Origin of the sequence: Streptomyces sp. NPDC092045, from assembly GCF_044756005.1 — a bacterium.
Classification (GTDB): Bacteria; Actinomycetota; Actinomycetes; order Streptomycetales; family Streptomycetaceae; genus Streptomyces.
The window spans coordinates 639,801-657,369 of the sequence record NZ_JBIVSC010000003.1 but is presented as its reverse complement, the minus strand read 5'-3'; the positions used below and the strand labels follow the sequence as shown (position 1 = coordinate 657,369).

The window sequence follows — 17,569 nt, the reverse complement described above, 5'->3', positions numbered from 1 at the left end:
GTCGGCGAGGGGGGGCAGTGAAAGTGACCCGACGGTAACCGCAGGTGTTTACCCGAGGTAACTCCCCGGTAAGTTACGTGGGGGTAACGATTGGCGTCCGGTCGGCGGCGAGCGGGTCCACGGCCCCGCCCCGGGCCGTGCCCCACCGCGTGCCCGTACCGGCCCGGTGCCCCGCCGGGCTCCGGGGAAGGGGCCTGCCGGGCCCCTCCGGTCAGGCCGCCGCCGCCGGTTCGGCGGCGGGCTCGGACGCCGGGGGAGCCGTACGGGCCGCACGCGTCACGTCGGCCACCAGCTCCACCACGTCGGGGCCGTACGCCTCCGAGTTGACCACCTTCAGGAGCAGCACGAACGAGCCGTCGCGGTGACGGCGGGCCAGGGCCTCGTGATGGCGGGCCAGGTAGCGGGTCGCCGCCTGGTTGGTGATCGCCCGCTGCCCGCAGAAGAGGAAGACCGGCCGGTGGTCCTCCCCGGTCGTGAGCCGGGCCAGGACCACGTACTCGGACGCCCCCTTCTCCATGAGGTACCGCTCGCCGCCGATCGTCATCGAGCCCCTGACCTCGGACGGCTCGACGTCCACGTTCACCTCCACGCCCGGCAGCAGGGTCGACAGGTGCGCGGCCATGCGCCTGTTCGAGTACGGGCCTCCCACGCAGAACTCGGTGCGGTCGCCGAAGCCCTGGTGGGTCTGGTCCTGCGGCAGGATGCGGACCTGCGCGCCGCAGTCCTTGATGAGCGCGGAGAGTTCGAGCAGCGCGAAGACGTCGTAGCGGTGCACCACGTTGTCCCCGCCGGACTCCCTGTTCACCACGAGCAGGCACTCCGAGCCCCCCGGGAGGCCGAAGAACGCCTGCTTGCGGCGGAGCCTCCGCCGCCACCCGTACGTACGGCCGAGCCAGCCGAGGGAGGCGCTGACGCCGGTGGCGAGCACCCCGAGCACGATGTTGCGCACGTCTTCGTTCATGGGCGCGCATGCTAGCGGCCGTTCGGCCCACCGTTCGAGATCCCGTTCGAGGCGTTCCTGACGGAAGGGGAGGGGAGAAGTTACGCTGCGCGGACGGTCGCCGACTGGAGGTACGAATGCGTCGCTCCGCCGCTGGCAAGGTCTCCGTTCTCGCCGTCACGGCGACGGTGTTCTCGATGGGAGCCGCCGCGCCGCCGGCGGCGCCGGTGGCACCACCCGTCAAGGAGCCCGTCGCGACCGGATACGGCGGAGTGGTCGCCAGCGTCGACGCCGACGCCTCGGCCGCCGGGATCGAGATCCTCCGCAAGGGCGGCAACGCGGTCGACGCCGCCGTCGCCGTCGCGGCCGCGCTCGGCGTCACCGAGCCCTACTCGGCCGGCATCGGGGGCGGCGGCTACTTCGTCCACTACGACGCGAAGAGCCGCACCGTGCACACCGTCGACGGCCGCGAGACCGCGCCCCGCTCCGCCGACGCGCGCCTCTTCACGGAGAACGGCGTCCCCATCCCCTTCGAGGAGGGCATGACCAGCGGGCGCGGCGTCGGCACCCCCGGCACCCCGGCGACCTGGAAGTCCGCCCTCGACGCCTGGGGCACCAAGCGGCTCTCCACCCTCCTCGAACCCGCCGAACGCCTCGCCCGCGAGGGCTTCACGGTCGACGAGACCTTCCGCTCCCAGACGGCCGCCAACGAGGCCCGCTTCCGCGACTTCCCGGCCAGCGCCGACCTCTTCCTGCCCGGCGGGCGGCTGCCCGCGGTCGGCTCCCGCTTCAAGAACCCCGACCTGGCCCGCACGTACGAGAAGCTGGGCCGCGAGGGCGTCGGCGCGCTCTACGAGGGGCCGCTCGCCCGGGACATCGTCCACACCGTCCGCAAGCCCCCCGTCCGTCCCGGCGCCACCCGGAACGTCCGCCCCGGCGACCTGACGGAGCGCGACCTCGCCGCGTACCGGACCGTGTTCCGCGCGCCGACGAAGGTCGCGTACCGGGGGCTCGACGTCTACGGCATGGCGCCCTCCTCCTCCGGCGGCACCAGCGTCGGCGAGGCGCTCAACATCCTGGAGGGCACCGACCTCTCCCGGGCCTCGCAGACCCGCTACCTGCACCGGTTCGTCGAGGCCAGCCGCATCGCCTTCGCCGACCGGGGCCGCTGGGTCGGCGACCCGGCCTTCGAGTCCGTGCCGACGCGCGGTCTGCTCTCGCAGCGGTTCGCGGACTCCCGGGCCTGCCTGATCCGCGACGACGCCGTCCTGACCAGCCCGCTCGCGCCCGGCGACCCCCGCGACCCGGCACCGTGCGCCCCCGGCGGGACCGCCGCCCCGACCACGTACGAGGGCGAGAACACCACCCACCTGACGGTGGCCGACAAGTGGGGCAACGTCGTCGCGTACACCCTCACCATCGAGTCCACCGGCGGCAGCGGGATCACCGTGCCCGGCCGGGGCTTCCTGCTCAACAACGAGCTGACCGACTTCTCCTTCGCCCCGGCGAACCCGGCCGTGCACGACCCGAACCTGCCCGGCCCCGGCAAGCGGCCGCGCTCCTCGATCTCCCCGACGATCGTCCTCGACCGGCACGACCGGCCCGTCCTCGCGCTCGGCTCGCCGGGCGGCGCGACCATCGTCACCACCGTCCTCCAGACCCTCACCGGGGTCGTCGACCGGGGCCTGCCGCTCGTCGAGGCCATCGCCGCGCCGCGCGCCAGCCAGCGCAACCAGGCCACCACCGAACTCGAACCCGGCCTCTGGAACAGCCCCGTCCGGGCCGAACTGGAGGCCATCGGGCACGGCTTCCGGCAGAACCCGGAGATCGGCGCGGCGACCGGCGTCCAGCGCCTGCCGGACGGCCGCTGGGTGGCCGCCGCGGAGAAGGTTCGCCGGGGCGGCGGCTCCGCGATGGCGGTCCGGCCGGCGGGGCCGGGGAGGTGACGGGCGACGGGGACCGACAGGTGACGGCCGGCGGGGCGACGGCCGGCGGGGCCGGGGCCTACAGCGCCGTCAGGACGCGCGGGCCGTCGTCCGTGATCGCCACCGTGTGCTCGGCGTGGGCGGCGCGCGAGCCGTCGACCGTGCGCATCGTCCAGCCGTCCCGCGCCGTGTAGTAGTCGTCCGTGCCGCCGCCGACGAGCATCGGCTCGATCGCGAGCGTCATGCCGTGGCGCAGCTTCATGCCCCGGCCCGGGCGCCCCTCGTTGGGGACGCCCGGGTCCTCGTGCATGGTGCGGCCGATGCCGTGCCCGCCGAAGCCGTCCGGGATGCCGTACCCGGCGGCCCGGCAGACCCGGCCGATCGCGTGCGCGACGTCCCCGATCCGGTTGCCGACCACGGCCGCCGCGATGCCGGCCTCCAGGGCCTCCTCCGCCGTGGCGATGAGCCGCGCGTCCTCCGGCCGGGCCGGACCGACCGTGAAGCTCACGGCCGCGTCGCCCGCCCAGCCGCCGAGCAGCGCCCCGCAGTCCGCCGACACCAGGTCGCCCGGCGCGAGCGGGGTGTCGTCCGGGATGCCGTGCACGATCGCGTCGTTCACCGAGACGCACACCACCGCCGGGAACGGCACCGGCGCCCACTCCGGGCGGTAGCCGAGGAAGGGCGAGGCGGCGCCCGCCGCGTCCAGCACCTCGCGCGCGACCCGGTCGAGCTCCGTCGGCCGGACCCCGGGCGCCGCCTTCTCCCGCACGGCCGCCAGGGCGCGGGCCACCACCCGGCCGGCCTCGCGCATGGCCGCCAGGGACTCGTTCGTCTTGATCTCCACCATGCCAATTACTATACCGGTATTAGAATGGTCCTCATGGTGCGCACACCCCTGACCCCCGAAGAGCGCGAGCGCGGCGAGCGGCTCGGCCTGCTGCTGCGCGCGGCGCGCGGCGAGCGGTCCATGGCCGAGATCGCCGCGGCCGCCGGCCTCTCCGCCGAGACCCTCCGGAAGATCGAGACCGGCCGGGCCCCGACCCCGGCCTTCTTCACCGTCGCGGCCCTCGCCGGAGTCCTCGACCTCTCCATGGACGAGCTGGTGGCGCACTGCGTCCCGGTCCCCGTCTGAGCGGCCGGACGCCGCGAGCCCGGCGTGACCGACAAGGCACCCCCTAGGCTCTGGGCATGATTCCCGAGGAGCTGCGGCGCGGCCGCTACGTCAGCCTGACCACCTTCCGCAAGAACGGCACGGGGGTCGCGACGCCCGTCTGGTACGCGGTGGAGGGGTCCGAGCTGTACGCCTGGACCCGCACCGACTCCTGGAAGGTCAAGCGGCTGCGGAAGGACGCGAGGGTCGAGGCCGCCGTCTGCGACGTGCGCGGCAACGTCCCCGAGGGCGCCGCGCGCGTGACCGGCGAGGCCCGCCTCGTGACGGGGGAGGAGCTGCGCCGCGTCCGGAAGCTGCTCCTGCGCAAGTACACCTGGCAGTTCTGGTTCATCGACGTGCCGGCCACCGTCTTCCGGCTCGGCAGGCGCCCGCACACCGGGATCGTCGTGCGCTTCCCCTGAGGGGCGGGCACCCGCAGGAAAACGGTCCGTAGTCGTCCCGTAACACGACTGCGGTCCAATACCCGCGGACCGTACGGTCCCAGTCGACTGCGGGGCAGGTGCGTGAGACATGACGGCGACTCGACAACCGGCGGAAGTGGCCGAGTTCACCCACTGGCTGGCGGGACTCACGGCCCGCCTCCGGCCGGACGCCGGCTGGTACGGGGTCTTCGCCGCACGCGACCCGGAGGGCCTGCGCGCCTGCCTCGTCGGTACGGAACTCCTGCCCTGGGACGTCGTCTCGTCCCTGCTCCAGGACGCCGGGGAGGCCGTCGGCGGACCCCTCGCGCTCCGGGGCCGCGCGCTGTACGCGGCGGCCGCGGGCGCCCGCGACCGCCTGCCCGGCGCGGCGGCGGCGCTCGCCGAACGCCGGGAGCTCATGGAGCGCGAACGCCGGCACGCCGAGTCCCGCGCCCGCGAACTCGGCGTACGGCTCCGCGCGGTCCCGGGCCCCGGCCCCGAGGAGGCCGCCCGCCTGGAGCGCGACCTCGCCTGGATCCGCGACGACCACGCCCGCGCCGCCGCCCGCGTCGCGGAACTGACGGCACGGTTGGCGGGGGCGGGGGCGGGGGACCGGGGACGGGGACCGGTCCTGGAGGGCGGGGCCCCGGCGGGTCGCGCTCGGGTTCCGACGGCGGCCCCGGCGCCCGCGGCCGGCCTGGCCACGGCGCTTCCGTCGGCTCCGGCCGACTGGGCCGCGACGACTCCGTCGACTCCGGACGGCCGGGCCGCGACGGCCTCGGCGGCGTCCCCGCCGCCCGCCGCCGCGCCCCCGGCGCCCGTTGCTGCGGCATCCGCTTCCGGGCCCCCGGCGCCCGCCTCGCCCGCCCCGTCCGCGACCCCCGCCCCCGGCCCCCCGGCCGAGCCGGAGCGGTCGGCGAAGGCCGGGAAGGCCGGGCGCCGCCCCCGGGGTGCCCGGTACGCCTGGCTGGAGGAGGGGGACGAGGCCCGGGAGACCGTGCCCGTTCCCGTGCTCCCCGCAGGGGGCGTGGCGCCCCGGGGCGCCCGCTTCGGAGGCGCCGCCGGGTCCGAGGGGTCGGGCGGGGGGCCGGCCGCCGGCCCGGCGGAGGACCCCGCCGAGGCCGCCCGCGCCGCCGCGAACGCCGTCTACGCCCTGCGGAGGCTCCGCGCCCGGGGCCGCGGCGGCGAGGCCCACGTCCTGCTCTGCGAGGCGCTCGGCGGCCCGCCCGCCCGGCTGCCCGCGCTCGCCGACGAACTGCACCGGGCCGGACTCGGCGCCGACTGGTCCACCCTGCTCTGGGAGGCGGCCTCGCTGCCGCCCGACCGGCTCGCCGCCGTCGCCGGCGTCCTCGCGGACGCGGGCCGGACGGCCGACTGCGAGCGGCTCCTGCGCCAGGGGGTAGCCCGCCCGGTCGAGGAGCTGGCCGGGGCCTGCGCCGCCCTGCGCGCCGAGGAGCACCACCGCGAGGCCCACGCCCTCCTGACCGCCTTCGTCCGGGTCCGGGCCCCCGGGGACGCGGTCCGCCTCGCGGGCGCCGACCCGCGCGGACTCGTCCCCCAACTCCTCGACGCGGCCCGGGCGGTGTCCGCCTCCCGGGAGCGCGACCTCCTCCACGCCCTCCGCGTGGCGGGCCTGGCGGGCGTCTGAGGCCCCACGGGCGCCGGAGCCCGGCCGCACCGGACCGGACCGGATCGCACCGGACCGGACCGCACCGGACCGATGGGCGTACCCGTACGCCTCGCCACGTGTCGGTACGTGTCCGATGTGGACCACTCGGGTATGAAACATGATCGACCCGGTCGGTTCACTGCGGCGGTCTTGCTCCGGGGTGTGACGGGGCTTACGTTCTCCTCCTACGCACCGCGTCTACGTGCGTAGAGGCTCTCTGACGCCGTGCCGAAGGAGCAGCTCATGACCGACGTCGTACGCGCCGCGCTCGTCCAGGCATCCTGGACCGGCGACACCGAATCCATGATCGCCAAACACGAGGAGTACGCCCGGGAGGCCGCCCGGCAGGGCGCGAAGGTGATCGGCTTCCAGGAGGTGTTCAACGCCCCCTACTTCTGCCAGGTGCAGGAGGCCGAGCACTACCGCTGGGCCGAGCCCGTGCCCGACGGACCGACCGTCGGCCGGATGCGGGACCTCGCCCGCGAGACCGGGATGGTGATCGTGGTCCCCGTCTTCGAGGTCGAGGGCGAGGGCTTCTACTACAACACCGCCGCCGTGATCGACGCCGACGGCAGCTACCTCGGCAAGTACCGCAAGCACCACATCCCCCAGGTCAAGGGCTTCTGGGAGAAGTACTACTTCCGCCCGGGCAACGCCGGCTGGCCGGTCTTCGACACCGCCGTCGGCAAGGTCGGCGTCTACATCTGCTACGACCGCCACTTCCCGGAGGGCTGGCGCGAACTGGGCCTCAAAGGGGCCCAGTTGGTCTACAACCCGTCCGCCACCCACCGCGGCCTCTCGGCCCACCTCTGGCAGCTGGAGCAGCCGGCCGCCGCCGTCGCCAACGAGTACTTCGTCGCCGCGATCAACCGCGTCGGCGTCGAGGAGTACGGCGACAACGACTTCTACGGCACCAGCTACTTCGTCGACCCGCGCGGCCGCTTCGTCGGCGACGTCGCCTCCGACAAGGCCGAGGAACTGGTCGTCCGCGACCTCGACTTCGGCCTCATCGAGCAGGTCAGGCAGCAGTGGGCCTTCTACCGGGACCGCCGCCCCGACGCGTACGACGGGCTGGTGAAGCCGTGAACGACCTCCACGACCGGCACCGGGCCGTCATCCCCGACTGGGTCGCCCTCTACTACCGCGACCCCATCGAGATCACCCACGGCGAGGGCCGCCACGTCTGGGACGCCGAGGGGCGCAGGTACCTCGACTTCTTCGGCGGCATCCTCACCACCATGACCGCCCACGCCCTGCCCGAGGTCACCAAGGCCGTCGCCGAGCAGGCCGGGCGGATCATCCACTCCTCGACGCTCTACCTCAACCGGCCCATGGTGGAGCTGGCCGAGCGGATCGCCGGGCTCTCCGGCATCCCCGACGCCCGCGTCTTCTTCACCACCTCCGGCACCGAGGCCAACGACACCGCTCTCCTCCTGGCCACCGCGCACCGCGGCTCGAACCAGATCCTGGCGATGCGCAACAGCTACCACGGGCGCTCCTTCTCCACCGTCGGCATCACCGGCAACCGCGCCTGGTCGCCCACCGGCCTCTCCCCGCTCCAGACGCTCTACGTGCACGGCGGCGTCCGCACCCGCGGCCCCTATGCGCACCACAGCGACGAGGAGTTCGTCGAGGCCTGCGTCGCCGACCTCGAAGACCTCCTCGGCCACACCCGGAACGTCGCCGCCCTCATCGCGGAGCCGATCCAGGGCGTCGGCGGCTTCACCTCCCCGCCCGACGGCCTGTACGCCGCCTTCCGCCGCGTCCTGGACCGGCACGGCATCCTGTGGATCGCGGACGAGGTGCAGACCGGCTGGGGCCGCACCGGCGAGCACTTCTGGGGCTGGCAGGCCCACGGCCAGGCCGGGCCGCCCGACATCCTCACCTTCGCCAAGGGCATCGGCAACGGCATGTCGGTCGGCGGGGTCGTCGCCCGCGCCGAGGTCATGAACTGCCTCGACGCCAACTCCATCTCCACCTTCGGCGGTTCGCCGGTCACCATGGCCGCCGGGCTCGCCAACCTCTCGTACCTCCTGGAGCACGACCTCCAGGGCAACGCGCGCCGGGTCGGCGGCCTCCTGATCGAGCGGATCAGGGCCGCCTGCGCCGGCGTCCCCGCCGTACGGGAGGTGCGCGGCCGGGGCCTCATGGTCGGCATCGAGCTCACCGAACCCGGCACCGACCGCGCGCATCCGGAGGCGGCCGCGGCCGTCCTGGAGGCGGCCCGCGAGAACGGCCTGCTCATCGGCAAGGGCGGCGGACACGACACCAGCACCCTGCGCATCGCCCCGCCGCTCTCCCTCACCGTCTCCGAGGCCGAGGAGGGTGCCGCCCTCCTCGAAGCGGCCCTCCGCTCCCTGTAGTCCCCGCCGGCCGCCCCGCAGTTCCGACTCAGCGACAGGGAGAGTCCCGTGAGCACCCGTACCCTCATCCGGGGCGGCCTGGTCGTCACCGCCGCCGACGAGGTCCACGCCGACCTGCTGATCGAGGACGGCCGCGTGGCCGCCCTCGCGGCCCGCGGCTCGGACGCGGCGGCGGCCTGGACCGCCGACCGGACCATCGACGCCACCGACCGCTACGTCATCCCGGGCGGCGTCGACGCCCACACCCACATGGAGCTGCCCTTCGGCGGCACCTTCGCCTCCGACACCTTCGAGACCGGCACCCGCGCCGCCGCCTGGGGCGGCACCACCACCATCGTGGACTTCGCCGTCCAGAGCGTGGGCCACGGCCTGCGCGAGGGGCTCGACGCCTGGTACGCCAAGGCCGACGGCGTCTGCGCGATCGACTACGCCTTCCACATGATCCTCTCCGACGTCAACGAGCACACGCTCAAGGAGATGGACAAGCTGGTCCAGGAGGGGATCTCCTCCTTCAAGCTCTTCATGGCCTACCCCGGCGTCTTCTACAGCGACGACGGCAAGATCCTGCGCGCCATGCAGCGCTCCGCCGAGAACGGCGGGCTGATCATGATGCACGCCGAGAACGGCATCGCCATCGACGTCCTCGTCGAACAGGCCCTCGCCCGCGGCGAGACCGACCCCCGGTACCACGGCGAGGTCCGCAAGGCCCTCCTGGAGGCGGAGGCCACCCACCGCGCGATCCAGCTCGCCCGGGTGGCCGGCGCCCCGCTCTACGTCGTGCACGTGTCGGCCGAGGAGGCGGTGGCCGAGCTGGCCGCCGCCCGCGACAAGGGGCTCCCCGTCTTCGGCGAGACCTGCCCCCAGTACCTCTTCCTCTCCACCGACAACCTCGCGGAGCCGGGCTTCGAGGGCGCCAAGTACGTGTGCAGCACGCCCCTGCGGCCGAAGGAGCACCAGGCGGCGCTCTGGCGGGGGCTGCGGACGAACGACCTCCAGGTGGTCTCCACCGACCACTGCCCCTTCTGCTTCACCGGGCAGAAGGACCTCGGCCGGGGCGACTTCTCCAAGATCCCCAACGGCCTCCCCGGGGTGGAGAACCGCATGGACCTCCTCCACCAGGCCGTCGTCGACGGGCACATCTCCCGGCGCCGCTGGATCGAGATCGCCTGCGCCGCCCCGGCCCGCATGTTCGGCCTCTACCCGCAGAAGGGCACGCTCGCGCCGGGCGCCGACGCCGACGTCGTCATCTACGACCCGCACGCCACCCAGGTCCTGTCGGCCGAGACCCACCACATGAACGTCGACTACTCGGCGTACGAGGGGAGGACCGTCACCGGGCGGGTCGAGACGGTCCTCTCGCGCGGCGAGGTCGTCATCGACCGGCGCACGTACGTCGGCCGCGCCGGGCACGGGGTCTTCACCCCCCGCTCCACCTGTCAATACCTGAACTAGGAGACCCCGCCTTGGACTTCGGACTCGTCCTGCAGACCGACCCGCCCGCCTCGCAGGTCGTCGGCCTGATGCGCCGGGCGGAACGCAACGGCTTCCGCTACGGCTGGACCTTCGACTCCGCCGTGCTGTGGCAGGAACCCTTCGTCGTCTACAGCCAGATCCTGGAGCACACCACCAAGCTCCACGTCGGCCCCATGGTCACCAACCCGGGCACCCGCACCTGGGAGGTCACCGCCTCCACCTTCGCCACCCTCAACGACATGTTCGGCAACCGGACCGTCTGCGGCATCGGCCGCGGCGACTCCGCCATGCGCGTCGCCGGACGCAAGCCGAACACCCTGGCCCGCCTGGGCGAGGCCATCGACGTCATCCGCGACCTGGCGGAGGGCCGCGAGGCCGAGGTCGACGGCAACCCGATCCGCATCCCCTGGATCAGGAACGGAAAGCTGCCCGTCTGGATGGCGGCGTACGGCCCCAAGGCCCTCGCCCTCGCCGGGCAGAAGGCCGACGGCTTCATCCTCCAGCTCGCCGACCCGTTCCTGACCGAGTGGATGGTCAAGGCCGTCCGGCAGGCCGCCGCCGACGCGGGCCGCGACCCCGACGCCCTCACGATCTGCGTCGCCGCCCCCGCGTACGTCGGCGACGACCTCGCCCACGCCCGCGAGCAGTGCCGCTGGTTCGGCGGCATGGTCGGCAACCACGTCGCCGACCTGGTGGAGAAGTATGGCGAGCACTCGGGAATGGTCCCGGAGGAACTCACCGCGTACATCAAGAACCGGCACGGCTACGACTACTCCCACCACGGCCGCGCCGGGAACCCCTCCACCGACTTCGTCCCCGACGAGATCGTCGACCGCTTCTGCCTCCTCGGCCCCGCCGAGGCCCACGTCGACAAGCTGCGACGGCTCCGGGACATGGGCGTGGACCAGTTCGCCGTGTACGCGATGCACGACGCCAAGGAGACCACGATCGACGCGTACGGCTCCGAGGTCATCCCGGCGCTCGCCACCTGACCCGCGCCGCTCCCGCTCCCGGACCCCGCTTCGCTCCACTCGGACGCCCCAGGCCCCGCACGGCTCGTTCCGCCCCCGCCGAACGAAGGGTTCCGCCGCCATGACCGCCACCACCCCCGCGGGAAGACCCGCCATGGCCGACGACCGTGTCGAGCTCGCGCCCGGCACGGTCCCGGCCGACCCCCGCCTCGTCAACGACGACCTGCTCCCCGTCCCCGTCGAACGGCGCCGCTGGACCACGTACAACTTCACCGCCCTCTGGGTCGGCACGGCCCACACCATCCCCTCCTGGATGCTGGCCTCCGGTCTCGTCGCCCTCGGCATGGACTGGAAGCGGGCCGTCCTCGCTTCGCGGTCGGCGGGATCCTCGCCGTCGGCGGCTCCCACTCGGCCCCGGGCGCGGGCCCGTTCCCCGAGGACGGCCTGATCCCCTTCCTCGAGCCGCTCGCCGACTACGGCTGGGCGGTGGGCCTCGCCGCCTCCCTGCTCCTGTACACCGCCCTCATGAGGCGCGGGACGGCAGCCCGGTCACCCGCCCGATCCAGCTGAGGTACGACCAGACGCGGGTGTTCACGGCGGGGGTGTCGCCGGCGCACCCGCGCCCGTAGGACACCAGGCCCACCAGATGGGGCTTCCGGGCCGCCGTGTGGACGAGGGGGCCGCCGGAGTCGTACAGGCAGGTGTCCCGGCCGGGGGCGTACGTGCAGAGCTGGGCGGACGTCACCCGGGACATGCCCCGGGCGACGCACGTCCGGTTGTTCATGGTGCCGAGGGTCACCGTCCGCAGGACGTCGGAGGCGCGCCCGCCGAACGAGGTGGCGCCCCAGCCGGGGGCCTCGACCCGCGTGTGGTCGAAGGCGCCGTGCGCGTACGCGGTGGGCAGGGCGACCGGGCGCACGTCCCGGTTGAACGCGACCGGCTCGGCCAGCCGGACGAGCGCGATGTCGTTCCGCTGGGTCTCCGGGTCGTATTCCGGGTGCGTCAGGAACCGGGCCGGGGAGGCGAGGAGCGCGTGCGGGCTGTCGTCCCCGGCCGTCAGGTCGTGGTCCCCGAGCAGCACGCCCACCCGCGCCGTGCTGCCGTACGAGCCCGTCAGGCAGTGCGCGGCGGTCAGCACGTACCGGTCGCCGATCAGCGCCCCGCCGCACATCACCCGCCGCTCCGCCAGGTCCACGAGCCCCGCCATGAACGGGTACTGGTGCGGCCGCGCCTCCTGGCCGCCGACGACCGCGTACGCCGGCGCGATCCCGAGCGGGCTCGCCCCCATCACCACACCCGCGACCGCGGCCACGAGCTTCCGCGCCCATCCCATGGAGAACTCCGAACTGTCGGCACCGTCTTCTCCGGCCCTTCGGCGTGCAAAGACGTTTCCTCCACCCGTCCCGCGCACGCGCTCCGGCCCGCGTCGGCATCAACGAACCGGACGGGATCCGGTCACCGCGGGGCGCGATCCGGACTGGTGTGCGGAGGGGCGGGCCGCCGGCCGCTCAGCGGTCCGCGTCCGGGCTCCAGCCCGGGACGTACGAGGCCGCCGCCGCCTCCCAGGCCGGGACACCGCCCGGGAAGGGCCACGCCCGGGTCGTGTCCGGGGAGGCGACGAGCGACCGGAGGGTGTCCGCGAGACCGCGGCTCTCGTACGCGACCCGGGAAGCGGCGTCCGGACGGTCGCCCAGGGCGGCGACCCGCTCCTCGTACGCCCGGACGGGAGGGGCCGCGTGGAGCGCCACCCACGCGGCGTCCACGGCCCGAGAGAGGAGCAGCACCCCCGGCCGGCCGCCCTCCGCGAGCGCCGCCGTCAGACGGTCGTGACCGTCCAGGACCACGGGGGAGTGGAGCCCGCTGATCCACCGGGCGAACACCGGCGGCAGCACCCCCTCCCGGTACTGGCGGCGGTACGCGCGCACCCGGGGCGCCTCCACCGGCGAGAGCGCCCGCAGCGGCAGCAGGTCGCGCGCGTCCTCGACCGGGTCGCCGTACCCGAACCAGGTCAGATGGCCCCGGTCGGGGTCGTGCGCGAGCAGCTTCGGCCCATTGGCCTCCACGAACCAGCGGTTCACGTCGGGCCCGAGCCGCCACTCGCCCTCGTGGAGCGGACCCCGGGCGGCCGCCCGGAGCTCCGCCCCGGCGCGCGCGGCCCGGCGCGCCGTCCACTCCTCCGAGCCCGGCTCGGCGAACTCCGCGAAGGCGCGGGCCCGTTCGGCCCGCAACGGGGCCAGCGGGGAGGCGTACCGGCCGGTCCGCGCGTAGTGCACCCCGTAGTGGGTGGCCCGCTGGCGGGCGAACAGCACCGGGACGGACCCCTGCACGAGCACCAGACGGCGTCCGTCGGCGCACTCCATCCGCAGACCGGGCTTCACCGGCTCCTCGACGCGCATCCCGTCACCCTACGCAGGCGGTCGGGGCGGCGGTCCGTGGAGCACGGGCGGCGGTCACGGCACCCGGGCCGTCCACTCCTCCGTCCCGAACTTGCTCTCCACGAGCCCCTTCGCCCGCGTCAGCTCCTCCTCCGTGAGGCGGCCCTCCGCCAGGCCGTACCGGTTCCGGAAGGAGGCGATCATCCGCTCGATCACCGCCTCGCGCGGCAGGCCCGTCTGGCGGCGCAGCGGGTCCACCCGCTTCTTCGCGCTCCTCGTCCCCTTGTCGGAGAGCTTCTCCCGGCCGATCCGGAGCACCTCCGTCATCTTGTCCGCGTCGATGTCGTACGCCATCGTCACGTGGTGCAGGACCGCGCCGGCGCCCGCCACGACCCGCTTCTGCGCGGCGCCCGCGATCTTCCCGGCGTCCGTGGCGATGTCGTTGAGCGGCTGGTACCAGGCCCGGACCCCCATGTCGCCGAGCGCGCCGAGCACCCAGTCGTCCAGGTAGGCGTAGCTGTCGGCGAAGGACAGGCCCTGCACGAGGGCGTCGGGGACGGAGAGCGAGTACGTGATGGTGTTGCCCGGTTCGATGAACATCGCCCCGCCGCCGCTGATCCGGCGCACCACCCGGATCCCGTGCCGCTCGGCCGCCTCCGGGTCCACCTCGTTGCGCAGCGACTGAAAGCTGCCGATCACCACCGCCGGGGCGCCCCACTCCCACACCCGCAGGGTCGGCGGGCGGCGGCCGGCCGCCACCTCGTCCGTCAGGACCTCGTCGAGCGCCATGTGCAGGGCGGGGGACCGGGGCGGCTCGTGGATCAGCTGCCAGTCGTAGTCGGTCCAGTCCGTGGCGTGCGCGAGGGCGCGGCGGACCGCGATCCCGACGCCCTCCGACGTCAGGCCGAACATGTGGGTGCCCGGCGGCAGCGCCGCGTCGATCCGCGCCGCGAGCCCGGCCGCGTCCGTGTCGACCGGGGCGCCCTCCAGGGCCCGGTCGATCGCGAGGATCGCCTCGTCCGGCTCCAGGAAGAAGTCGCCCGCGACCCGCACGTTCCGCAGGACGCCGTCCTCCGCGTCGAGGTCGACGACCACCAGCTTTCCACCGGGGACCTTGTACTCGCCGTGCACGGAACCCTCCCGCGGGTAAGGGATGAACTCGGCCAAAGGGTACTCCCCGGGGAAACAACGGGTGACGGATGCGCCGTACCGGTTGTCAGAGCGCCGTGATTGGCTGGACGCATGATCGAAGACTTCCTTGCCCACGTCCTCGGCGGCGGCACGACCGAGGTGGAGGAGGCGGTCCGCAAGGCCGCCGCCGCCGAGATCATGCCGCGCTTCCGTCAGCTCGCCGCCCACGAGATCGTCGAGAAGAACGGCCCGCACGACCTGGTCACCGTCGCCGACCGGTCCGCCGAGGCCCACCTCACCGCCTCCCTCACGGCACTCCTGCCCGGCTCCGTGGTCGTCGGCGAGGAGGCCGTCCACGCCGACCCGGCGGTCTACGACGCGCTGCGCGGCGACGCGCCCGTGTGGATCGTCGACCCCGTCGACGGCACCCGCCAGTTCGTCCACGGCGACCCCGCCTTCTGCACCCTCGTCGCCCTCGCCCGGCACGGCGAGGTCCTCGCCTCCTGGACGTACGCGGCCGCCCTGGAGGAGATGGCCGTCGCGGTGCGCGGCCGCGGCGCCACGCTGAACGGCGAGCCGCTGCGCTCCGGCGCGCCCGCGCCCGGCGAGGTCCTGGAGATCGCCTCCTCGCACCCCGACTACACCACCCCGGAGCAGAAGCGCGCCCTGCTCGGCCTGGCCGTCGACGGCGTCCGCCCCCGGCCCTGCGGCTCCGCCGGACTCGAGTACCTGGCCGTCGCGCGCGGGGCGCTCTCCGGCGTGGCCTTCTCCTGGGAGTACGCCTGGGACCACGCGGCCGGACTCCTCCTGGTCGCCGAGGCGGGCGGCACGGACACCACGCTCGCCGGAGAGCCGTTCCGTGTCACCGGCGGCAACGCGCTGCCGTTCACCGCGGCCCGGGACGCGGCGACCGCCGAGCGGATACGGACCCTCCTCGGGGGGCGGTGAGACCGCCGCGCCCCTCCGCCTATCCTGAGGACCCGGCCACCGGCTGACGAAGGAGCCCGCAGGTGACGAACAGGACGCCGATGCTCGACGCCGTCGTCGTGGGGGCGGGGCCCAACGGACTGACCGCCGCCGTCGAACTGGCCCGCCGAGGCCTCTCCGTCGCCGTCTTCGAGGCGAAGCCCACCGTCGGCGGCGGCGCCAGGACCGAGGAGCTCACCCTCCCCGGCTTCCGGCACGACCCCTGCTCCGCCGTGCACCCCCTCGGCGCCGGCTCGCCCGTCTTCAGGACCATGCCGCTCGACCGGTACGGCCTGGAGTGGCTGCATCCCGAACTGCCCATGGCCCACCCCTGGGACGACGGCACCGCCGCCGTCCTCGCCCGCTCCGTCGCCGAGACCGCCGCCTCCTTCGGGCCGCGCGACGCCGGGGCGTACCGCAGGCTCGTCGCCCCCTTCCGCGGCAAGTGGGACACCCTGGCGGCCGACTTCATGCAGCTGCCGCTCACCGCGCTGCCCCGCGACCCGGTCACCCTCGCCCGCTTCGGCCTCGCCGGACTGCCGCCCTCCACCTGGCTGACGCGCCGCTTCCGGGACGAGAAGGCCCGCGCGCTCTTCGCCGGACTCGTCGGCCACGTCATCGCCCCGCTCGACGGCTTCGCCACCGGCGCCGTCGGCCTCGTCTTCGCGCTCGCCGCCCACGCCGGCGGCTGGCCGCTGCCCCGTGGCGGCTCGCAGTCCATCTCCGACGCCCTCACCGCGTACCTGAAGGACCTCGGCGGTGCCGTCCACACCGACTTCGAGGTCAAGCGCCTCGACGACCTGCCGCCGGCCCGCGCCTACGTCTTCGACACCTCGCCCACCGCCCTCGCCCGGATCGCCGGCTTCGGCGGCCACTACGACCACTACAAGTACGGCGCGGCCGTCTTCAAGGTCGACTACGCGCTCGACGGACCCGTGCCGTGGACCGCCGAGGAGCCCCGGCGCGCCGGCACCGTCCAGATCGGCCCCACCGCGGGCGAGATCGGCACCGCCCTGAGCCAGGCCTCCTCCGGCACCGCCCCCGACGCCCCCTTCCTCATCACCGCCCAGCCCAGCCTCGTCGACCCCTCCCGCGCCCCCGAGGGCAAGCACGTCTTCTGGGCGTACGGCCACGTGCCCCACGGCTGGCGCGGCGACCTCACGGACGCGATCGAGCGCCAGATCGAGCGCTTCGCCCCCGGCTTCCGCGACCGCGTCCTGGCCCGCGCCACCGCGGGACCGCCCGAACTCGCCGCGCACAACGCCAACTACGTCGGCGGCGACATCGCCTGCGGCGCCGCCCGCGGCCTCCAGCTCCTGCTGCGCCCCACCCTGTCGCTCCGCCCCTACGACACACCGCACCCCGCGGTCTTCCTCTGCTCCTCCGCCACCCCGCCCGGCCCCGGCGTGCACGGCATGTCCGGGCACAACGCGGCGAAGGCGGTCTGGCGGCGGCTGCGCGCCTCCGCCCGCGAAAATTAGACTGGCTCCCATGGCCAAGTACTTCGACGTGCACCCCGACAACCCGCAGCCGCGCACCATCTCCACGGTGGCCGACAGCATCCGGAACGGGGCGCTCGTCGCGTACCCGACCGACTCCTGCTACGCGCTCGGCACCCGCATGGGCAGCCGCGACGGCATCAGCCGCATCCGCGCGATCCGCGACCTCGACGACCGCCACCACTTCACCCTGATGTGCCGGGACTTCGCCCAGCTCGGGCAGCTCGTGCACATCGACAACGACGTCTTCCGCGCGGTCAAGGCGGCCACCCCCGGCCCGTACACCTTCATCCTGCCCGCCACCAAGGAGGTGCCGCGCCAGCTCCTCCACCCCAAGAAGAAGACGGTCGGCGTCCGCATCCCCGACCACGTCGCCACCCAGGCCCTCCTCGCCGAAATCGGCGAGCCGCTGCTCTCCAGCACCCTCCTCCTGCCCGACGAGGAGGAGCCGCTGACCCAGGGCTGGGAGATCAAGGAGCGGCTCGACCACCAGGTCGACGCGGTCCTCGACTCCGGCGACTGCGGCACCGAGCCCACCACCGTCGTCGACTTCTCCGGCGGCGAGCCCGAGATCGTCCGCCGGGGAGCGGGCGACACCACCCGCTTCGAGTAGGGGCCCCGGCCCCGGGGCCGGACGGCCATGTCGTTTTTCCGCCAGCCTCGGCGCCGTCCGCCCCCGATCATG

At 74.3% G+C, this 17,569-nt stretch carries 16 protein-coding genes and 1 pseudogene; 12 read left to right on the top strand and 5 right to left on the bottom strand.

The annotated features are described in order from the left end of the window. Window positions 1–211: 211 nt before the first annotated feature. Window positions 212–961, bottom strand: a complete 750-nt coding sequence (locus tag ACIQKA_RS13115; RefSeq protein WP_402540922.1) for a hypothetical protein — start codon at window positions 959–961, stop codon at window positions 212–214. Window positions 962–1,077: 116 nt separating this feature from the next. On the opposite strand from ACIQKA_RS13115, the gene ggt reads away from it, so the two are divergent. Beyond that, on the top strand, window positions 1,078–2,886 hold the full coding sequence (ggt, locus tag ACIQKA_RS13110; protein WP_402540921.1) for a gamma-glutamyltransferase: 1,809 nt from the start codon (window positions 1,078–1,080) through the stop codon (window positions 2,884–2,886). A gap of 58 nt (window positions 2,887–2,944) precedes the next feature. On the opposite strand, the gene map is transcribed toward ggt, so the two are convergent. Beyond that, the gene (gene map, locus ACIQKA_RS13105) at window positions 2,945–3,712 is read right to left on the bottom strand and encodes a type I methionyl aminopeptidase (protein ID WP_383430663.1); all 768 of its coding nucleotides are present in this window, start codon (window positions 3,710–3,712) and stop codon (window positions 2,945–2,947) included. A 33-nt stretch (window positions 3,713–3,745) separates the two neighbouring features. On the opposite strand from map, the gene ACIQKA_RS13100 reads away from it, so the two are divergent. The 8 genes and pseudogenes from ACIQKA_RS13100 to ACIQKA_RS13065 form a co-directional block, all read left to right on the top strand. Then, on the top strand, window positions 3,746–3,997 hold the full coding sequence (locus ACIQKA_RS13100; protein WP_121833151.1) for a helix-turn-helix domain-containing protein: 252 nt from the start codon (window positions 3,746–3,748) through the stop codon (window positions 3,995–3,997). Between the two features lie 56 nt (window positions 3,998–4,053). Continuing rightward, window positions 4,054–4,437, top strand: coding sequence for a PPOX class F420-dependent oxidoreductase (locus ACIQKA_RS13095; RefSeq protein WP_391094186.1), 384 nt, complete (start codon window positions 4,054–4,056; stop codon window positions 4,435–4,437). Window positions 4,438–4,546: 109 nt separating this feature from the next. Continuing rightward, entirely contained in the window at window positions 4,547–6,085 is a 1,539-nt protein-coding gene (locus ACIQKA_RS13090; protein ID WP_402540918.1) for a UL36 very large tegument protein, read from the top strand. A 264-nt stretch (window positions 6,086–6,349) separates the two neighbouring features. Then, window positions 6,350–7,192, top strand: coding sequence for a nitrilase-related carbon-nitrogen hydrolase (locus ACIQKA_RS13085; RefSeq protein ID WP_402540916.1), 843 nt, complete (start codon window positions 6,350–6,352; stop codon window positions 7,190–7,192). Continuing rightward, window positions 7,189–8,469, top strand: coding sequence for an aspartate aminotransferase family protein (locus ACIQKA_RS13080; RefSeq protein WP_383151839.1), 1,281 nt, complete (start codon window positions 7,189–7,191; stop codon window positions 8,467–8,469). Before ACIQKA_RS13085 ends, ACIQKA_RS13080 begins: the two co-directional genes overlap by 4 nt. Window positions 8,470–8,517: 48 nt before the next feature. Next, the gene (gene hydA, locus ACIQKA_RS13075; protein ID WP_402540915.1) at window positions 8,518–9,921 is read left to right on the top strand and encodes a dihydropyrimidinase; all 1,404 of its coding nucleotides are present in this window, start codon (window positions 8,518–8,520) and stop codon (window positions 9,919–9,921) included. Window positions 9,922–9,932: 11 nt separating this feature from the next. Beyond that, on the top strand, window positions 9,933–10,934 hold the full coding sequence (locus ACIQKA_RS13070) for a TIGR03842 family LLM class F420-dependent oxidoreductase (protein WP_402540913.1): 1,002 nt from the start codon (window positions 9,933–9,935) through the stop codon (window positions 10,932–10,934). Window positions 10,935–11,034: 100 nt separating this feature from the next. After that, window positions 11,035–11,277: pseudogene (locus ACIQKA_RS13065) on the top strand (cytosine permease); the annotation flags it as partial. 159 nt (window positions 11,278–11,436) lie between these two features. Here the strand turns inward: ACIQKA_RS13065 and ACIQKA_RS13060 are convergent. From ACIQKA_RS13060 to ACIQKA_RS13050, 3 genes are all read right to left on the bottom strand, one after another. Further along, window positions 11,437–12,246 carry a serine protease gene (locus tag ACIQKA_RS13060; protein WP_383151835.1) on the bottom strand — a complete coding sequence of 270 codons (810 nt, stop codon included), beginning with the start codon at window positions 12,244–12,246 and terminating at the stop codon, window positions 11,437–11,439. Window positions 12,247–12,421: 175 nt separating this feature from the next. Continuing rightward, window positions 12,422–13,309, bottom strand: coding sequence for a hypothetical protein (locus ACIQKA_RS13055; protein ID WP_402540912.1), 888 nt, complete (start codon window positions 13,307–13,309; stop codon window positions 12,422–12,424). A 54-nt stretch (window positions 13,310–13,363) separates the two neighbouring features. Then, the gene (locus tag ACIQKA_RS13050; protein WP_383430681.1) at window positions 13,364–14,419 is read right to left on the bottom strand and encodes a biotin/lipoate A/B protein ligase family protein; all 1,056 of its coding nucleotides are present in this window, start codon (window positions 14,417–14,419) and stop codon (window positions 13,364–13,366) included. A 111-nt stretch (window positions 14,420–14,530) separates the two neighbouring features. Here ACIQKA_RS13050 and ACIQKA_RS13045 point away from each other — a divergent pair, with 111 nt between their 5' ends. The 3 genes from ACIQKA_RS13045 (at window position 14,531) to ACIQKA_RS13035 (ending at window position 17,497) form a co-directional block, all read left to right on the top strand. Continuing rightward, on the top strand, window positions 14,531–15,367 hold the full coding sequence (locus ACIQKA_RS13045) for an inositol monophosphatase family protein (protein ID WP_402540911.1): 837 nt from the start codon (window positions 14,531–14,533) through the stop codon (window positions 15,365–15,367). Between the two features lie 80 nt (window positions 15,368–15,447). Beyond that, window positions 15,448–16,866, top strand: coding sequence for a phytoene desaturase family protein (locus ACIQKA_RS13040; protein ID WP_383430712.1), 1,419 nt, complete (start codon window positions 15,448–15,450; stop codon window positions 16,864–16,866). 10 nt (window positions 16,867–16,876) lie between these two features. Next, window positions 16,877–17,497, top strand: a complete 621-nt coding sequence (locus ACIQKA_RS13035) for an L-threonylcarbamoyladenylate synthase (RefSeq protein WP_402540910.1) — start codon at window positions 16,877–16,879, stop codon at window positions 17,495–17,497. Window positions 17,498–17,569 lie beyond the last annotated feature (72 nt).